Consider the following 16370-nt stretch of genomic DNA (forward strand, 5'->3'; position numbering starts at 1 on the left):
CGTCAGCCGTTACTGGTAGCGGCCGACCGCGATGGGGGACTCCTGCTCAATCTGGCCAAGGCGCTCGGCCCACTGGGCGAGCCAGGCTTCCCGCTCTTCTTGCGAGACCCGCACCGGGGCATAACAGATATGGGGGCGCAGCACGTCGAAGCCGACAAATTGCAGGATCCCGCGCTGGATGGGGCGCAGCACCCCGTCGATATCGCCGTTGAAGCCGTCGGGCAGATAGGTCTCGGCAGGGCCGCCGGTGGTGAGGCTCAGCAACGCCCGCTTGCCGCGAAACTTGCCGCTCTCGTAGATATGGCCCTGACCGTAGACCCGCCCCATGGCAAAGACCCGCTCCACCCACCCCTTGAGGATGGCTGGCAGGCCAAACCACCAGAGCGGGAACTGGAAGATCAGCAGATCGGCCGCCTCCAGCTTTTGCATCTCCTGCTCCAGCTGCGGGGCGAAGCTGCCTTGCTCGGTGGCAGCCAGCTCTTCGAGTTGCAGCTTGAGAAAATCGGGATCGCTGGCGGCGGTGAAGTTGCGCCGATCCGAGACGGGATCAAAGCCCATGGCATAGAGATCGCTGGTCATCACTGTGTGACCCGCCTGCTCCAGCGCCCTGATGGCGTGGCAGAAGAGGGCACCGTTGAAGCTTTTGGGTTCGGGATGGGCATAGACAATAAGCACCTTCATAACAGACTCCGTGGCAAATGATGCGAGGGTGACAGGCTTGGTTGCTGAAAAAGTTACTGAAACAGTTGCCGGGTTGGCGCTGTGTCACAGCATAGAAGCCTGCCGCGCCGATTGCAGCAGGCGCCACGCCCTTGCGTGACGCCTGCTGGCGCAGCTTATGCCTGACAGGCTGCGAGCCGGAGGGCTTCGTGGCGCTCGCTGACATGGGTCAGCCCGTAGGCCAGCAGCACGATAAGGGCGCCGATCCAGGGGGTGTGCATCAGGCCGAGGTGCTCAACCACCAGGCCACCGACCACGGAGCCCAGCGCAATGCCGACGTTGAAGGCTGCAATATTGAGGCCCGATGCCACATCCACTGCCTTGGGGGTGTGCAGTTCGGCCTGCTTCACCACCAGCACCTGCAGACCCGGCACGTTGCCGAAGGCAAAGGCGCCCCACACCAGCACGGTGAGCACGGCCAGCACCGGATGGGGTGCGGTGAAGGTGAGGGCCAGCAGCACCAGCGCCAGACCGGCAAACAGCAGCTTCAGCGCCGGCAATGGGCCCATCTTGTCGGCCAGCTTGCCGCCCCAGATATTGCCGATGGCGACCGATACCCCGTACACCAGCAGGATCAGGCTCACCGCACCGGCGCTAAAGCCGCTCACCTGCTGCAGGATGGGGGCGAGGAAGGTAAAAGCGGTGAAGGCGCCGCCATAACCGAGGGCGGTCTTGGTGTAGACCAGCAGCAGCGGCTTCTTGGTCAGTACCGAGAGTTGCTCGCGGATGGTCGAGGCTGCTCCCTTGGGCAGGTTGCCCGGGATCAGCAGCAGGCTACCCACCATGGCGACGAGGCCGAGCAGGCTCACTACCAGAAAGGTTTCACGCCAGCCAAAGACCTGACCAATCCAGGTGCCGAGCGGTACGCCGGTCACCAGCGCCACAGTTAGGCCGCTGAACATGATGGCGATGGCGCTCGCCGCCTTCTCTTTGGCCACAAGACCCGTGGCGATGGTGCTGCCCACCGAGAAGAAGACCCCGTGCGCCAGTCCGGTCAGGATGCGGGCCACAATCAGGCTCTCGTAACCGGGGGCCTGCCAGGCCAGCAGGTTGCCGGCGGTAAATAGCGCCATCAGCCCTATCAGCAGCCACTTGCGCGGTACCTTGCCGGTGAGCGCCGTGAGCACAGGGGCGCCGATGGCCACCCCAAGGGCATAGAGGCTGACCAACAGGCCCGCCGAGGGGAGCGAGACATTGAGCTGCTCGGCGATGGTGGGGATAAGCCCCACTATCACAAATTCGGTAGTGCCGATCGCAAAGGCACTTAAGGTAAGGGCAAATAACGCCAGTGGCATAACAACTCCTTGGTTAGGGACTCCCGACGGGAGAATGGCGCCAGTATGCCGATGGGTTTTGTTGGTAAAAATGACGGTGACAGCAAATTACTTTTGCCAAATCAGCAGCAATAGCGATGAGTAGGAGGGGAATGGGAGAGACAAGAGTGGCCGCAAAGAGGGGGGAAGAGAGATGAGATCGAAGTGACTGGAAAGCAGAGACAAAGCGTGTTGAGCGAGTAGGGTATAAAGAGGAAACGGGGGCGGGGGTAATGTAAGGAGACAGGGTTGGCTGAACCTGCTGTGCGTGGGGGAATGAGCAACGAGTGAGATGAAAGGGCAAAAAAAGCGGGAGGCATGATACCTCCCGATTTTGCTGAAAAATGTCGTTGAGCGTTATTTGCACCCTTCTCCCCTTGTGGGAGAAGGGTTAGGGATGAGGGGGAGGTCGCTTGCCCCCTCACTCTGACCTTCTCCCGTCGGGAGAGGGGATAGTTCGCAGTTGCAATAGGCTCGTGAGAGTTGCCGGTATCCGCCGTCGAAGCAAGAGAGCCCATGTCTCCCTTCCCGTTTAATCCCAATCCGGGGCAAAGTCCGGGTTGGCGCAGCGCTCGCCCCGATCCAGCGTGGCGATGGCGGCCATCTCCTCGCTGCTCAAGGTGATATCGAGAGCGGCCAGATTGGCGGCCTGATTCTCCCGCTTGGTGGAGCTCGGGATCACTGTCATGTCCTGTGCCAGCAGCCAGGCCAGCGACACCTGCGCCGCCGATACCCCGTGGCGTCTGCCAATCTCCATCAGCAGCGGCTCGCTCAGCACCTTGCCATAGGCGAGCGGCATATAGGCGGTGACGGCGATACCGTTGGCTTTGCAGAACTCGACCACCTTGCGGTTTTGCAGCAAGGGATGAACTTCGATTTGCTGGTGGGCGATGGCCCCCGGCCCCAAAATCTCGATAGCCTGTTTGAGCTGGGCCACGGTGAAGTTGGAGACCCCGATCTCCCGGGTCAGGCCCCGGGCCTTGGCCTCGGCCAACTGCTCCAGATAGACTGCCATCGGCACCTCATCCTTGGGGGAGGGCCAGTGGATCAGCGCCAGATCCAGATAGTCGGTGCCCAGTTTTTCCAGGCTCACCTCAAGGCTCGGGATCAGCTTGCCCGGGCCGAACTCACTGGTCCACACCTTGGTGGTCAGGTAGATCTCGTGGCGAGCAACAGTGCTGCGGGTCAGCACGGCGCCGACCTCGGCTTCATTGTCATAGATCTGGGCGGTATCGATATGGCGATAGCCCAGCTCCAGACCGTTGGTCAGGGTGGCAAGCAGCGGCTCGCCCTTCAGGCGGAAGGTGCCCAGACCCATGGGTGGCATATTGATCATCTTGTTCCTCAATGGGGTGGTGGTTGGCCCTTGATGGGCTAAGTGGAAAGTGGCACAGGGGCCAGTCAGGCGCCCAGCGGCTGATAGCGGCGAATGGTGCTGCTGGCAAACCAGGGCTCGGCCTTGGCGACAAATTCGGTAAAGTGGGGTTGGCCCTGATGGGCGGTGAGGGCCGCCTCGCTCTCCCATACCTCGTAGAGCATCCAGCTGTGTGGATTGTCCAGATCCTGATGCAGCTGATAGCGCTGGCAGCCCGCCTCTTGCAAGGTGGCCGCAATCAGCGGCTCAAGGGCGGCGCGAAACTGGGCGGCGAATTCGGGTTTGGCTTCAAGCTGGGCAATCACAATCACGGGTGATGACATCTGAACCTCCTTGGCAAAAACGAAGGGTCAGTATGCCTGCCGTGACTTGCTGGAAACAGGGCGCTGGTTGCAAAACAGTATTGAGGGGAGAGCAGCAATGGGATCCGATAAATGACACCGACAAAGTCGGTGTCAAGTGATAGTTAGAGCTGTATAGACTTGCGTAGTTATTATGGAATAGCCAAGATACAGCACTTTTTTTTCAGTTGTTTAGCTTGATATCTGATGCTGTCTCTCAAAAACAGAAGCATGGTGCTGATCTATCTTTTCATTGACATAGTTGTCGGTGGCCTTCACCAAGTCTTTTATAAATCTGATTACTTTTTCAAGTTCGTCACGTTTAATCAAATGAGCTGATGGAATTCCTGAGTTTATAGGTTTTGATCGATGGGCTGCATCCCCACGCTTCTTAATCCATTGATTCAATGTTGATCTGGCTTTATCTGGCTCGTAATTTGACCACCGCCACCCTTCAGTGACATCAAACCCTAAATAGTCTTGAAAAATTCGTTTTGTTTTATCGGAGCTAGGGTTGTGGAATGTTTTCAAATCTGTATGAAGTTTTTTTAATATAAAATCACCAAGATAGCTACCTTGAACAATCGCAAGCTTTTTATGCATTTCTTCGACAACACGATCTTCTACATAGGTTTCCCATGCAGTGAGTGCCATTACAAGTCCTGCTCGTTTTAGTACTTCGCTGTTTGGTGGAGGTGGGTTTGCATTTACACTATCAAAATGGGCTAATAACTCTTCAGCATCCTTTATTGCGTATTCAAATCCTTGAATTGCTTTTGACATAATCCCTTCCAGATAAAACGGTATTTAAATATTGTATGGTTGGTATTCAATGTATGGATATTAAAAACATATATACAAGAGCAGCATCATGCTAATAACAAACATTAGCATTGAATGTCGATGATACTTCATTGTTTCCAAAGAATTGCATCGGCAAGATCACAAAACAAGTTATTAATTAGTATTTTTAGATATTTGTAAGAGATCACGGCTGATTATGGATATTGTTGGGGCGCATCGTGTGGATGCTTCTCCCACTAACCCATCACGCACAAGCCGGTTCAGCCCAGACGGCAAACTCATTGCCGCTGGGCTCAACGAAGTGGAAACGACGGCCACCGGGAAAATCGAAAAGAGGGCGGTTGATGATGCCTCCGTGTTGGCTCACCTTGGCTTGGGTCGCTTCAATATCTGCGCTGTAGAAGACCAGCAGGGCGCCGCCCTGATCTGTCAGGTTGCACTGATCCGCCCGATAGAAGCCGCCATCCAGCTCCTCATCGGCAAAGGCGCAGTAGTCGGGGCCGTAATCGACAAATTGCCAGCCAAATACGGCCTGAAAGAATGCCTTGGTAGCGGCAAGATCTCGCGCAGCAAACTCCACATAGTCCAGTTTTTCATGGGCTTTCATTCAGTTCGTCTCCCTCATCATCAGCATCGCTGGGCTCAGCAAGTTGTTCCCACGGGGTCAGTTTAAGTTGCTTATGCCGTAACCTGAGGACACTGGCCATAATGAGGCCGATAAATCCCGCAAAAAATGCGGTTTGACGTAGAGCAAATAGCAGATCCATTCCCATGGGTTGCCAGCTGAAAAACCACAACAGTATGCTCCAGATCAGTCCAAGGCCGATGCCAAATACCAGAAAGTTGGTAAGCCAGCTCTCGTAATGTGGCGGTTTGACAGACCAACCCAGTTGGCGCAACAACCAGAACAAGGGGGGATTGTAGTTGGACTGCCATACCCCTTTGTTAGCCAGCTCCTGATGGGCGGCGGCCAGCCGCTCTTCAAATGTCATGGTATTCATCCTTGTGAAATAAGTGGTGTCATACGGTGCTTTTCAGGCTGCATTGTACTGACAAATCGCGGGCATGATGTGGGCTCGCGGTCACGTTCTTTTTCTGTAGAAAAAAGAACTGGCCTCACCGCACGCTTGCCAATCCACAGCGGCTGCGCCTATAAAGGCCCATTACTCTTGTCCGGATAACAGCAATGAAGACCCATTCTGATGAACTGACCCTGTTTGTGGCGGTGGTGGAGGCGGGCAGTTTTCGCCAGGCGGCGGAGAACCTCGGCATGGACAACTCGGTGGTGAGCCGTGGCATCAAGCGGCTGGAGGAGAAGCTCTCAACCGTTTTGCTCAATCGCACCACCCGCCGGGTCAGTCTGACCGAGGAGGGGAGTTGGTTCTATCAGCGGGCGGTGAAGATCCTGACCGAGATGAGCGAGGCGGAGGGGCATCTGCTGATGCGCCGGGAGCAACCAGAGGGGATCTTGCGGGTAGATGCCGCTACCCCCTTTATTCTGCACCGGCTGGTGCCGATCATCGGCGAGTTTCGCCGCCGCTACCCTGCCATCGAGTTGCAGCTGCACAGTTCGGAGGGCTTTATCAATCTGATGGAGCGGCGGGTGGACATGGCCATCCGCATCGGCGAGCTGACCGACTCCTCACTGCGCGCACTGCCACTGGGCCGTTCGCGGTTGCGGCTGCTGGCTTCCCCTGGCTATTTGAGCGAGCGCGGCACCCCGCGCCAACCGGCGGATCTGCTGAGCGGTCACGAGCTGCTCGGCTTTTTGCATCCCGATCACCTCAACCACTGGCCGCTGCTCAGTGCCGAGCAGGGGGATCGCTTTGCCATTACCCCCAGCCTGCGAGCCAGCAGCGGCGAAACCTTGCGTCAGCTGGCGTTGGCGGGGCAGGGGATCGTCTGTCTGTCAGATTTCATGACCGGGCCGGATCGGGAGAGCGGCGCGCTGGTGGAGGTGCTGGCCCGCAGCAACAGTGGCGCCTCGCGCCCCATCAATGCGGTCTTCTACTCCGATGCCCAGCGGGATATCCGGCTGCGGGTCTGGCTCGATTTTCTCAAAGAGCAGCTGGGCAGCCATACCCTGTAGTTCAGGTTGGTTTGTGCGGTTTGTTTGAACGGTTCGTCGTTGCGGTTTGCTTAACGAAAAACAAGCCGCGCCTTCGTTGCGGCCAATCAGCATGAGCCAGGCGGCAGATAAACAGACGGCCGACTTGAGGGTCGGCCGCCGGTTCGGGAAGGTGTGTGAGCTGAAGCGCAGTTAGCGGGGCAATTTGCCCCATACCCGGCTGAGCAGGGCGCCGCCGATCACCGGTGGAATGGCCAGCAGTAGGGTCCACTGCCAGGAGAGGCCGCCGACGGTGGCGGCCAGTACGATGCAGGTGAGCACCACCAGTTGGGCCACCATCATCAGGAAGGTGCCTTCGCGGGGGGTCAGGGTCTCTTTTTGAGTGGCGACGTGGGCTACGGGCGCTTGATTGGTGGTGGGTTTCATGGCGATATCCCTCTGTTGAGTCTGATATCACTAAGCAATGGCCGTTCCACATTTTTTCATGTTAATTATCAATGGTTTGCAAGTCTTGTCGTCATTCCCGTTTCGAGAGCGCAGGCAAAATGATTTGCAAAATGAAAACGCCACCCTGCGGTGGCGTCTTGGTTATTGAGAGGGAGAGGGGGAAGCGCCGGGTCTAGCCAATCCGGTATTGGCGGATCTGCTCGTCGATGGCTTTGGCCAGTTCGAACAGTTCGCGGCTGGCGGCATTGCTCTCCTCTGCGTGTTCACGCTGATGCTCGGCCACCATGGCCAGCTCGTCAAGCGCAGCTCTGGCTTGCCCCATCTGTTGATCCTGAGCTTGTGCCAGCGCGCTGATTTCGTTGAGTTCCCTTGCTGTCTGGTTAATTTGGCTGGTGGCATCGACCAGCACCTCTCTGGCTTGATGCATCCGGCTATAGCCCTCTTCGCTCAGGGTGTGGGAGCCTGCCATCGAGCTGCTGGCCTGCCGGGTACCCTCCTGCAGACGCAAGATAAGATCCTGCACATCCTTGGTGGCGGTCTGGGTGCGCACCGCCAGTTGGCGCACCTCGTCGGCCACCACCGCAAAGCCCCGCCCCATATCCCCTGCCCGGGCAGCCTCGATAGCGGCATTGAGGGCCAGCAGGTTGGTCTGGTTCGAGACATCGCGGATGAGGTTCATGATCTGGGTGATGTTGTTGCTGTCCTTGACCACCTCTTCAAGCAGCGCGGACGAGGTGCCGATGCTGCTGCGCAAAGTATCGAGACGATCGGCACTCTGGATCACATCCTGTTCGACACTGAGCATGTGGTCAGCGATGCGCCGGGTCACGTCGCTGACCCCCTCGGAACGGCTGGCGATCTGCTCGGCATTGCTGCCGATAGCAGCGACTACATTGGTCAGTTCTTGGATGCTCCTTGCCTGCTGGCACGCTTCTCCCGCCAGTGCCTGCGCCTGATGAAGGGTTTGCGAGGATTGGGCGGAGAGGGCACTCCCCGATTGTTGGAAGCGGGAGAAGCTCTGGTTAAGACTCTGGATCAGCCGGTTGAAGCTCTGGGCCATCTGGCCCAGCTCCGACTCGTCGGAGAAGTCGAGGCGGGTCGCCAGATCCCGATCGGCGGTGATGTGGTGCATGCCATCGGCAGCCTGACGAATCGGGCGACTGATGGAGTGAGCCAACCAGGCGGAGGCCAGCATCGCCAGAGTGCCGATGGCGAGCGACACCATGATGATGAGCTGGCGTGACTCATGTAATCCCTCTTCCAACTCGGCGCTGTTGATCTCGCCAATCAGCAGCCGGTTGAGGGTGGGGATGTAGCGTACAGCAAGAAGGTAGGTTTCTCCCTCCAGCGTCAGTGCCTCAACTGCCACCTGTTCCCCAGCCTTGGGGATAAGCCGTTTGACGGTATCGAGAAAGGATTGTTGATGGTGAGCGGCATCTTTTTGCTCCAGTGCGGGGTGGATCTCGATATTGCCCTCCATGTCCGCCAGATAGACCTGACCGCTCTTGCCGATCCGATAGCTGCTGATGAGCTTGCTCAGGATGCTCATGTCGATGGAGGTACCGGCCACCGCCAGGGTCTTGCCCTCGTGGGTGACGGCGGTGTTGATATAGAGGGAGGCACGCTGGTTGAAATCGGAGATGTCGAGGTTCAGTTCGTAAGGTTGATTGCGCTGGAGAAAACCGTAAAACCACTCATCTTTCGGGTCTGACTCGCTCAGCGCTTTCTGGGCGGTGGGGCCGTCACTGAAGTTGAGCAAGGTGTTGGTCTGGCGAGGGGCAATAAAGACGTTACCGCCGAGACGTCGTTGCAGAGCCTGAAAGTAGCGCTCCATCTCGGGCCACTCAGCTTCTGGCATGCCAGCGGTCAGCCAGTCGATGACGAAGCTGTTGCTGGCGAGCGCTTGCGCCTCGGTCAGGTGCTGGGTCAGCTGGGCGGTCAGCTGGTTGGCAATGCGGTCCACACTGCTTGGCAGTTCATAGCGTTCGACCCGCTGCTGTGCCTGCGTGTGGGATATCTGCTCGAGGATCAGGGTGATGCAACTGATGGCGATAACCATCAGTATCGCTACGCCGGAGAGGATCCGGGTGCGGATCCCGAGCCCTGACCAGAGTGAGTGCAGTGTAAAACGGTGTATCGCCCTCTCCATATTTCTCTCCTCCATAAAGAAAGGCCGCATATGCGACCCAGATGATGATTATAGATAGAGAACTCAATTGTGTTGTGACGGTTGGTGAGAACAAGATTCACCAGATAAAAACAGGGGGAGCAACGGGAGGGGAGGGCCGGCAAGGGGTAGACAAAAAGAGGCCGGCGTGATGGTCGGCCTCCTTGGTGTTTATCTCAACGGAATGTCGGGAGCCCGATCAATCCTCTTCAGCCCAACGGCGTGAACGCTCAACCGCTTTTTTCCAGCCGTTGTAGCGCTTGGCGCGATCGTCTCTGTCCATCTGCGGGATGAACTCGCGGTCCACGCTGAACTTGTCTTCCAGCTCGTCGGAGCTCTTCCAGAAGCCGACTGCCAGACCCGCTAGGAAGGCAGCGCCCATGGCGGTGGTCTCGATGCGGGTCGGACGTACCACCGGGGTGTGCATCATGTCAGCCTGGAACTGCATCAGGAAGTCGTTGGCCACGGCGCCGCCGTCTACCTTGAGGGCAGCCAGCTTGATGCCGGAGTCTTGCTGCATGGCATCCAGCACATCGCGGCTCTGATAGGCGATGGATTCCAGCGCGGCACGGATGATGTGGTTGCGGTTGGCGCCACGGGTCAGGCCGACCATGGTGCCGCGAGCATAGGGATCCCAGTAGGGCGCGCCTAGGCCGACGAAGGCCGGTACCAGATAGACGCCGTTGGTGTCACCCACCTTGGAGGCGAAGTAGTCGGTATCGCGGGCATCGTGAATGATCTTCAGCTCGTCACGCAGCCACTGGATGGTGGCGCCGCCCATAAACACCGCACCTTCCAGCGCGTAGTTCACTTCCCCTTTCGGGCCGATGGCAACGGTAGTCAGCAGGCCGTTGCTGGAGCGAACCGGCTCGGTGCCGGTGTTCATCAGCATGAAGCAGCCGGTGCCGTAGGTGTTCTTGGCCATCCCTTTTTCAAAGCAGAGCTGGCCGAACAGGGCAGACTGCTGGTCACCGGCGATACCGGCGATGGGGATGCGGGAGCCGCCACCACGGGTGGTGTAGCCGTACACTTCGGAAGAGGGTTTCACTTCCGGCAGCATGGACATGGGGATGCCCAGCTCGTCCAGCATCTTCTGATCCCACTTCAGCTCGCGGATGTTGTAGAGCATGGTACGGGAGGCGTTGGTCGGGTCGGTGACGTGCACTTCGCCATTGGTCATCTTCCAGACCAGCCAGGTGTCGATGGTGCCAAACAGCAGCTCGCCGTTCATCGCCTTCTCGCGGGCACCTTCCACGTTGTCGAGGATCCACTTCACCTTGGTACCGGAGAAGTAGGCATCCAGCACCAGGCCGGTGTTCTCGCGAACATACTCTTCCAGACCGCGTGCTTTGAGCTCTTCGCAGATGGCGGCGGTGCGGCGGCACTGCCAGACGATGGCGTTGTAGATGGGCTTGCCGGTGGCCTTTTCCCATACCACTGTGGTTTCACGCTGGTTGGTGATACCGATGGCGGCGATCTCTTCGCTGCGAAGGCCAGTCTTGGCCAGCACTTCGGTAAAGACAGAGGATTGGGTCGCCCAGATCTCCATCGGGTCGTGCTCTACCCAGCCCGCTTTCGGGTAGTGCTGGGTGAATTCGCGCTGGGAGGTACCGACAATATTGGCATCCTGATCAAACACGATGGCGCGGGAAGAGGTGGTTCCCTGGTCCAGAGCGACGACATATTTCTTTTCAGCAGACATGATGTTCTCCACGTTTCTATTTTCCACGTTTTTATACGTTGGAGGGGGCCGCTCTTATGCGGCAGCCTCTTCTTTGGCGGTTTGGGTCGCTTGCTCGGTGGTGACGACACGGTTGCCCGGGACGCAGGGAGCCAGCACTTTGACATACAGAGCGGTACCAATCTGGGCGCCAACGATGGGGCCAAGGATCGGAACCCAGAAGTAGGGGTTGTCACGACCACCGGTCAGGGCAACATCACCCCAGCCAGCAAAGAACGCGAACAGTTTCGGACCAAAGTCACGGGCCGGGTTCATGGCAAAACCGGTTAACGGGCCAAGGGAGGCACCGATCACCGCGATCAGGATACCGATCAGCAGGGCGGCAGCGAAACCCTTGGGGGCGCCGTTGTTGTTGTCACCCAGCGCCATGATGCCCAGCATCAGGACAGCGGTGATCACCAGCTCGACGGCAAAAGCTTGCATATTGGTCAGTAGGGCATTGGGGTAGGTGGAGAAGATCCCGGCGGTGCCGAGGCTCTCGACGCTGCCGCGCACCACGTTATGGGTCACTTCCCACTGGGTGAAAAGGTTACCATAAAGGAAGTAGACAAGGGCGGCGAAGCAGAAGGCACCGGCCATCTGGGCGATGATGTAGGGCACCACCTTGCGCTTGTCGAAACCGCAGAAGGTCATCAGCGCCAGGGTTACAGCCGGGTTCAGGTGAGCACCTGAAATGCCGCCGGTCACATAGATGGCGATGGCCACACCCAGACCCCAGGTAATGGAGATTTCCCACTGCCCGAAGTTGGCGCCTGCCAGCACCAGTGCCGCCACACATCCGACGCCGAAAAATATCAGCAGTCCGGTTCCGATAAACTCGGCGATGCACTCACCAAGCAGGGTATTGGGTCTTTGTATGCTCATACTTTTATTCCTTATATCCACCCGTAGAGGTTTGATGTTCCGTTCTATCTTTTTGTGTCTATCCGTTGCTGCCGAAAACGTTTCCTTGTTGTTTTTGCGTCTTGCGCAAACGATATGCTCGTTTGCGCTCGTTATCGGTCGTGACAGAAAATAACCCTTCCCGCTAATTTCACCATCCCCCCTCCATAGGAAATGTGGACAAGATCCCACTCATTGCTAAGAAAATGTGACGTAAAGCATCTTGATAACAGCCGATTACCACTTAGGGGGTAGCTTGCAACCCTTGCCACACAAGGGCTGGCGCTTGCTGAGCAATTTCTCATTTGGAGCTTTTATTTGTAATAAAACTGCAATATTTGAGCATGCATCACAGATTAAATGAGCGCATATGAGCACAATTGGCTCGCTTGCGAATCGGTGGACTCACATGATTCGTCGGAATGGTCAGGGCATCCTCAACCGCCCATAACAACAATAAGGAAGCAGAACATGCTTAGTCTCTTCAGGCCTGCGGCGCACATCGACAGGCTCCCGGCTGACAAGGTCGACCCCTTCTACAAACGCATGCGTTGGCAGGTGTTTTTCGGGATCTTCTTCGGTTACGCCGGCTACTATCTGGTACGGAAAAACTTCAGTCTGGCGATGCCCTATCTGATCGAGCAGGGCTTCTCCCGTGGTGATCTCGGTTTCGCGCTCTCCGGGGTCTCCATCGCTTACGGTTTGTCCAAGTTCCTGATGGGGAACGTCTCTGACCGTTCCAACGCCCGTTACTTCCTCTCCGCCGGTCTGCTGCTCTCGGCTGCCATCATGTTCATGATGGGTACCATGCACTGGGCCACCTCCAGCATTGCCATCATGTTTGTGCTGTTGTTCCTGAACGGTTGGGCACAGGGCATGGGCTGGCCGCCCTGCGGTCGCACCATGGTGCACTGGTGGTCACAGAAAGAGCGCGGTGAAGTGGTTGCGGTCTGGAACGTGGCGCACAACGTGGGCGGCGGCATGATTGGCCCGCTGTTTATCCTCGGGATGGGCTGGTTCAACGACTGGCGCAGTGCCTTCTATGTGCCTGCGGCAGCGGCGGCCGCCATCGCGGTGATCGCCTTCTTCGTGATGCGTGATACCCCGCAATCGGTCGGTCTGCCTCCTATCGAGGAGTACAAGAACGACTATCCGAAGGATTACAACGAGAGCCACGAGCAGGAGTTCTCCGCCAAGGAGATCTTCGTCAAGTACGTGCTGCACAACAAACTGCTGTGGTACATCGCGATCGCCAACGCTTTCGTTTACCTCATTCGTTACGGTGTGCTGGACTGGGCGCCAACCTACCTGAAAGAGGCCAAGCACTTCACCGTCGACAACTCCTCCTGGGCTTACTTCCTCTACGAGTGGGCCGGTATTCCTGGCACCCTGCTGTGTGGCTGGATCTCTGACAAGATGTTCCAGGGCCGCCGTGCACCGGCCGGTATCCTGTTCATGGTGCTGGTGACCCTGGCTGTGCTGGTTTACTGGTTCAACCCGGCCGGCAACCCGACCATCGACATGATGGCGCTGGTGGCAATCGGCTTCCTGATCTACGGCCCTGTCATGCTGATCGGCCTCTATGCTCTTGAGCTGGCACCGAAGAAAGCAGCCGGTACTGCGGCAGGTTTCACCGGTCTGTTCGGTTATCTGGGCGGCGCCGTGGCAGCCAACGCCATGCTGGGTTATACCGTTGACCACTTCGGTTGGGATGGCGGCTTCATGGTGCTGACCGTCTCCTGCGTGCTCTCCATCATCCTGCTGGCGATGACCCTCAAGCATGAGAACATTGCCGTTGCGGCCAAGAAAGCGGCTGCCCATAAGGCATAAAACGTGATCCTCAGCTTATTGATCCCAAAGGGGATCAGGTAAACTGCCAAAAGGCCCCGCATCTGCCGGGGCCTTTTTTTGTCTCATCATCGGAGTGCAAGCGTGAAGCAAACCCAACGACATCTGGAGATCCTGGACGTCCTGACGCGGCAGGGATTTGTCTCGACCGACGATCTGGTGACCCACTTTGACGTCAGCCCCCAGACCATTCGCCGGGATCTGAACGATCTCGCCGAACAGAACAAGATCCGGCGCCATCATGGCGGTGCCTCCCTGCATTCGAGTACCGTCAATACCGCCTACAGCGCCCGTAAAGTGATGCAACTCAAGGAGAAAGAGCGCATCGCCCGCGAGGTCGCGGCCAATATTCCCGACGGCTCATCGCTCTTTATCGACATAGGTACCACCACCGAAGCCATTGCCCGCGCCCTGCTCGATCACCGCGAGCTGCGCATCGTCACCAACAACCTCAACGTGGCCAGCATTCTGACGGCCAAGGATGACTTCACCGTCATCATTGCCGGCGGCGAGATCCGTAACCGCGATGGCGGCATCGTGGGGGAGGCGACCCGCGACTTTATCGGCCAGTTTCGCATGGACTATGGCGTCATCGGGATTTCGGGGATCGACAACGACGGCTCCCTGCTCGATTTCGACTATCACGAGGTGAAGATCGCCCAGGCCATCATCGCCCACTCCCGTCAGGTGTTCCTGGCCGCCGACCACACCAAGTTTGGTCGCAATGCCATGGTCAATCTGGGCAATCTCAGCCAGATCCACGCCCTCTTTACCGATCAGGAGCCACCGGAAAAGCTGACGCGATTGATGGCGCAACACCAGATCGCCTGCCACATCTGCTGACGGCGAAACACGCCAAGGCTGTGCCGGTCGCCCGTCAGGGCGGCCTCCTTTCTCTTTCTCTCCACCATCCCTGCACCCATCTCACCCCTTTATAGGTATTGCAAAAACCACTATTCAATCTGGTTTTTTTGGCTATTAACCCGCCGATGTTGGCCCGACGCCATTTGCTCCGCTGACCTGTCCCCTTTGCCACCTCTGGCGGGCTGTGGCGATCACACTTTCATCATAAAATGTTCGTTTGTTGTATTTTCATGTTCTAAAATGAGCGAAATCAAACATTGCTGTTATAGCAATCATAAAAATGAAAGTAGGTGAACATGAGCGAACATTATGATCTGGTCGTCGTCGGTGGCGGCATCAACGGGGTCGGCATCGCAGCCGATGCGGCAGGACGGGGTCTGAAGGTTGCCCTGTTTGAGGCGCAAGATCTCGCCTCTGCCACCTCGTCCAACTCCAGCAAGCTGATCCACGGCGGTTTGCGCTATCTCGAACATTACGAATTCCGGCTGGTGAAAGAGGCGTTGGCGGAGCGTGAGGTGCTGCTCGGTATGGCGCCTCACATTGCTCGTCCCATGCGTTTTCGCCTGCCGCACCGCCCGCACCTGCGTCCGGCCTGGATGATCCGCGCCGGTCTGTTCCTCTATGACAATCTGGCCAAGCGCGACAAGCTCAAGGGGAGCTGCGGTGTACGCTTTCTGCCGCAAGATGGCTTGACCGCGGGGATCAACAAGGGGTTTGAATACTCGGACGCCTGGGTCGATGACGCCCGGCTGGTGGTACTCAATGCCATGATGGCCCGTGACAAGGGGGCCGACGTGCAGACCCGCACCCGTTGCATCAAGGCGGTGCGCGGTTCCAAACACTGGACGCTCACTTTGGAGCGGGAAGGGGGCGAGCAGTTCACCGTCACCTGCCGTGGTCTGGTCAATGCGGCGGGCCCCTGGGTCAAGACCTTCTACGACGAGAGCCTGCACGAGAAATCCCCCCGCGGCATTCGCCTTATTAAAGGCAGTCACATGATAGTGCCGCGCATCCATGAGCGCGAAGAGGCCTATATCCTGCAAAACGAAGACAACCGCATCGTCTTCGTCATCCCTTATCAGCAGGACTACTCACTCATCGGCACCACCGATGTGGAGCACCACGGCAGCCCGCGGGAAGCGAAGATCAGCGAGGCCGAAATTACCTACCTGTGCAAGGTGGTCAACGCCCACTTCACTCGCCAGATTGCGCCGAAAGATGTGATCTGGACTTACGCCGGGGTGCGCCCGCTCTGTGATGACGAGTCAGACTCGCCGCAGGCGGTGACCCGCGACTACACCCTCGAGCTCTCTGGCGAATCGGATGGTGCGCCGCTCTTGTCGGTGTTTGGCGGCAAACTCACCACCTATCGCAAGCTGGCGCAGGCCGCCTGCAACAAGCTCAAGCCCTGGTTCAACCAGATGGGGGATGACTGGACGGCGACCAGCCGTCTGCCCGGCGGCGAGTTTGACTGCTCGGTACGCGAGCTGGCCCGCGCCTTTGCGCTGGAGTTTGACTGGCTCGATGATCGCAGCGCCCTGCGCATTGCCGAGGCCTATGGTGCCCATGCCCGTCTCTGGCTGAAAGAGGATCGCGGCATTCACTTCGGTGGCGGCCTGTACGAGTCGGAAGTGCGTTATCTCATCGAGCGGGAGTGGGCCTGTTCACTGGACGATATCCTCTGGCGCCGCAGCAAGCTGGGGCTGCGCCTGAACGAGTCAGAGCAGCAAATGCTGCAGATCTGGCTCGACCAATACCATCAGGCTCTGCGCAAGGCGAGCTGATGAGTGACGGTGGGCA

The 16370-nt window shown here is 57.8% G+C and carries 15 protein-coding genes; 4 read left to right on the forward strand and 11 right to left on the reverse strand.

Going from position 1 to position 16370, the window contains the following annotated elements; genetic code table 11:
• Positions 1-9: 9 nt before the first annotated feature.
• The 7 genes from G5533_RS04340 to G5533_RS04370 form a co-directional block, all read right to left on the reverse strand.
• Positions 10-681 (reverse strand): NAD(P)H-dependent oxidoreductase, encoded by a 672-nt coding sequence (locus G5533_RS04340; RefSeq protein ID WP_139746547.1) that lies wholly within the window; start codon positions 679-681, stop codon positions 10-12.
• A 155-nt stretch (positions 682-836) separates the two neighbouring features.
• On the reverse strand, positions 837-2015 hold the full coding sequence (locus G5533_RS04345) for an MFS transporter (protein WP_441254541.1): 1179 nt from the start codon (positions 2013-2015) through the stop codon (positions 837-839).
• A 550-nt stretch (positions 2016-2565) separates the two neighbouring features.
• Complete coding sequence (dkgB, locus tag G5533_RS04350) at positions 2566-3369, reverse strand: 2,5-didehydrogluconate reductase DkgB (RefSeq protein WP_421386128.1); 804 nt, start codon at positions 3367-3369, stop codon at positions 2566-2568.
• Between the two features lie 65 nt (positions 3370-3434).
• Complete coding sequence (locus tag G5533_RS04355) at positions 3435-3731, reverse strand: putative quinol monooxygenase (RefSeq protein ID WP_064336428.1); 297 nt, start codon at positions 3729-3731, stop codon at positions 3435-3437.
• Positions 3732-3941: 210 nt separating this feature from the next.
• Positions 3942-4532: a HEPN domain-containing protein gene (locus G5533_RS04360; RefSeq protein WP_082044030.1), complete on the reverse strand. Its 591-nt coding sequence runs from the start codon at positions 4530-4532 to the stop codon at positions 3942-3944.
• A gap of 265 nt (positions 4533-4797) precedes the next feature.
• On the reverse strand, positions 4798-5160 hold the full coding sequence (locus tag G5533_RS04365) for a VOC family protein (RefSeq protein WP_266135072.1): 363 nt from the start codon (positions 5158-5160) through the stop codon (positions 4798-4800).
• Positions 5147-5545, reverse strand: coding sequence for a DUF6404 family protein (locus G5533_RS04370; protein WP_266135071.1), 399 nt, complete (start codon positions 5543-5545; stop codon positions 5147-5149). The genes G5533_RS04365 and G5533_RS04370 overlap by 14 nt, the downstream gene beginning before the upstream one ends.
• A 194-nt stretch (positions 5546-5739) precedes the next feature.
• Between G5533_RS04370 and G5533_RS04375 the strand changes: the two genes are divergently transcribed.
• The gene (locus G5533_RS04375; protein ID WP_266135070.1) at positions 5740-6642 is read left to right on the forward strand and encodes a LysR substrate-binding domain-containing protein; all 903 of its coding nucleotides are present in this window, start codon (positions 5740-5742) and stop codon (positions 6640-6642) included.
• A 171-nt stretch (positions 6643-6813) separates the two neighbouring features.
• On the opposite strand, the gene G5533_RS04380 is transcribed toward G5533_RS04375, so the two are convergent.
• The 4 genes from G5533_RS04380 to G5533_RS04395 form a co-directional block, all read right to left on the reverse strand.
• Complete coding sequence (locus G5533_RS04380) at positions 6814-7047, reverse strand: hypothetical protein (protein ID WP_019446771.1); 234 nt, start codon at positions 7045-7047, stop codon at positions 6814-6816.
• A gap of 193 nt (positions 7048-7240) precedes the next feature.
• Entirely contained in the window at positions 7241-9217 is a 1977-nt protein-coding gene (locus G5533_RS04385) for a methyl-accepting chemotaxis protein (protein ID WP_441254545.1), read from the reverse strand.
• Positions 9218-9434: 217 nt separating this feature from the next.
• The gene (glpK, locus tag G5533_RS04390) at positions 9435-10937 is read right to left on the reverse strand and encodes a glycerol kinase GlpK (protein WP_266135069.1); all 1503 of its coding nucleotides are present in this window, start codon (positions 10935-10937) and stop codon (positions 9435-9437) included.
• A gap of 54 nt (positions 10938-10991) precedes the next feature.
• A complete protein-coding gene (locus G5533_RS04395; protein ID WP_005350866.1) occupies positions 10992-11840 on the reverse strand; it encodes an MIP/aquaporin family protein in 849 nt (282 codons plus the stop codon).
• 489 nt (positions 11841-12329) lie between these two features.
• Between G5533_RS04395 and glpT the strand changes: the two genes are divergently transcribed.
• From glpT to glpD, 3 genes are all read left to right on the forward strand, one after another.
• A complete protein-coding gene (gene glpT / locus G5533_RS04400; protein WP_005337540.1) occupies positions 12330-13688 on the forward strand; it encodes a glycerol-3-phosphate transporter in 1359 nt (452 codons plus the stop codon).
• 102 nt (positions 13689-13790) lie between these two features.
• Positions 13791-14549 (forward strand): DeoR/GlpR family transcriptional regulator, encoded by a 759-nt coding sequence (locus tag G5533_RS04405; protein ID WP_005347045.1) that lies wholly within the window; start codon positions 13791-13793, stop codon positions 14547-14549.
• 317 nt (positions 14550-14866) lie between these two features.
• Entirely contained in the window at positions 14867-16354 is a 1488-nt protein-coding gene (gene glpD, locus G5533_RS04410) for a glycerol-3-phosphate dehydrogenase (RefSeq protein ID WP_441254546.1), read from the forward strand.
• Positions 16355-16370: the final 16 nt, after the last annotated feature.

The organism is Aeromonas sp. A600620 (assembly GCF_029479985.1).
In the GTDB taxonomy this organism is placed as follows: domain Bacteria; phylum Pseudomonadota; class Gammaproteobacteria; order Enterobacterales; family Aeromonadaceae; genus Aeromonas; species Aeromonas veronii_A.

Bases quoted from the DNA above. Each gene is read 5' to 3' on its own strand.
- G5533_RS04380 (WP_019446771.1), bottom strand. From the start codon at position 7,047: ATGAAACCCACCACCAATCAAGCGCCCGTAGCCCACGTCGCCACTCAA.
- G5533_RS04340 (WP_139746547.1), bottom strand. From the start codon at position 681: ATGAAGGTGCTTATTGTCTATGCCCATCCCGAACCCAAAAGCTTCAAC.
- G5533_RS04355 (WP_064336428.1), bottom strand. From the start codon at position 3,731: ATGTCATCACCCGTGATTGTGATTGCCCAGCTTGAAGCCAAACCCGAA.
- G5533_RS04345 (WP_441254541.1), bottom strand. From the start codon at position 2,015: ATGCCACTGGCGTTATTTGCCCTTACCTTAAGTGCCTTTGCGATCGGC.
- G5533_RS04370 (WP_266135071.1), bottom strand. From the start codon at position 5,545: ATGACATTTGAAGAGCGGCTGGCCGCCGCCCATCAGGAGCTGGCTAAC.
- G5533_RS04395 (WP_005350866.1), bottom strand. From the start codon at position 11,840: ATGAGCATACAAAGACCCAATACCCTGCTTGGTGAGTGCATCGCCGAG.
- glpT (WP_005337540.1), top strand. From the start codon at position 12,330: ATGCTTAGTCTCTTCAGGCCTGCGGCGCACATCGACAGGCTCCCGGCT.
- dkgB (WP_421386128.1), bottom strand. From the start codon at position 3,369: ATGATCAATATGCCACCCATGGGTCTGGGCACCTTCCGCCTGAAGGGC.
- glpK (WP_266135069.1), bottom strand. From the start codon at position 10,937: ATGTCTGCTGAAAAGAAATATGTCGTCGCTCTGGACCAGGGAACCACC.
- G5533_RS04385 (WP_441254545.1), bottom strand. From the start codon at position 9,217: ATGGAGAGGGCGATACACCGTTTTACACTGCACTCACTCTGGTCAGGG.
- G5533_RS04365 (WP_266135072.1), bottom strand. From the start codon at position 5,160: ATGAAAGCCCATGAAAAACTGGACTATGTGGAGTTTGCTGCGCGAGAT.
- glpD (WP_441254546.1), top strand. From the start codon at position 14,867: ATGAGCGAACATTATGATCTGGTCGTCGTCGGTGGCGGCATCAACGGG.
- G5533_RS04360 (WP_082044030.1), bottom strand. From the start codon at position 4,532: ATGTCAAAAGCAATTCAAGGATTTGAATACGCAATAAAGGATGCTGAA.
- G5533_RS04375 (WP_266135070.1), top strand. From the start codon at position 5,740: ATGAAGACCCATTCTGATGAACTGACCCTGTTTGTGGCGGTGGTGGAG.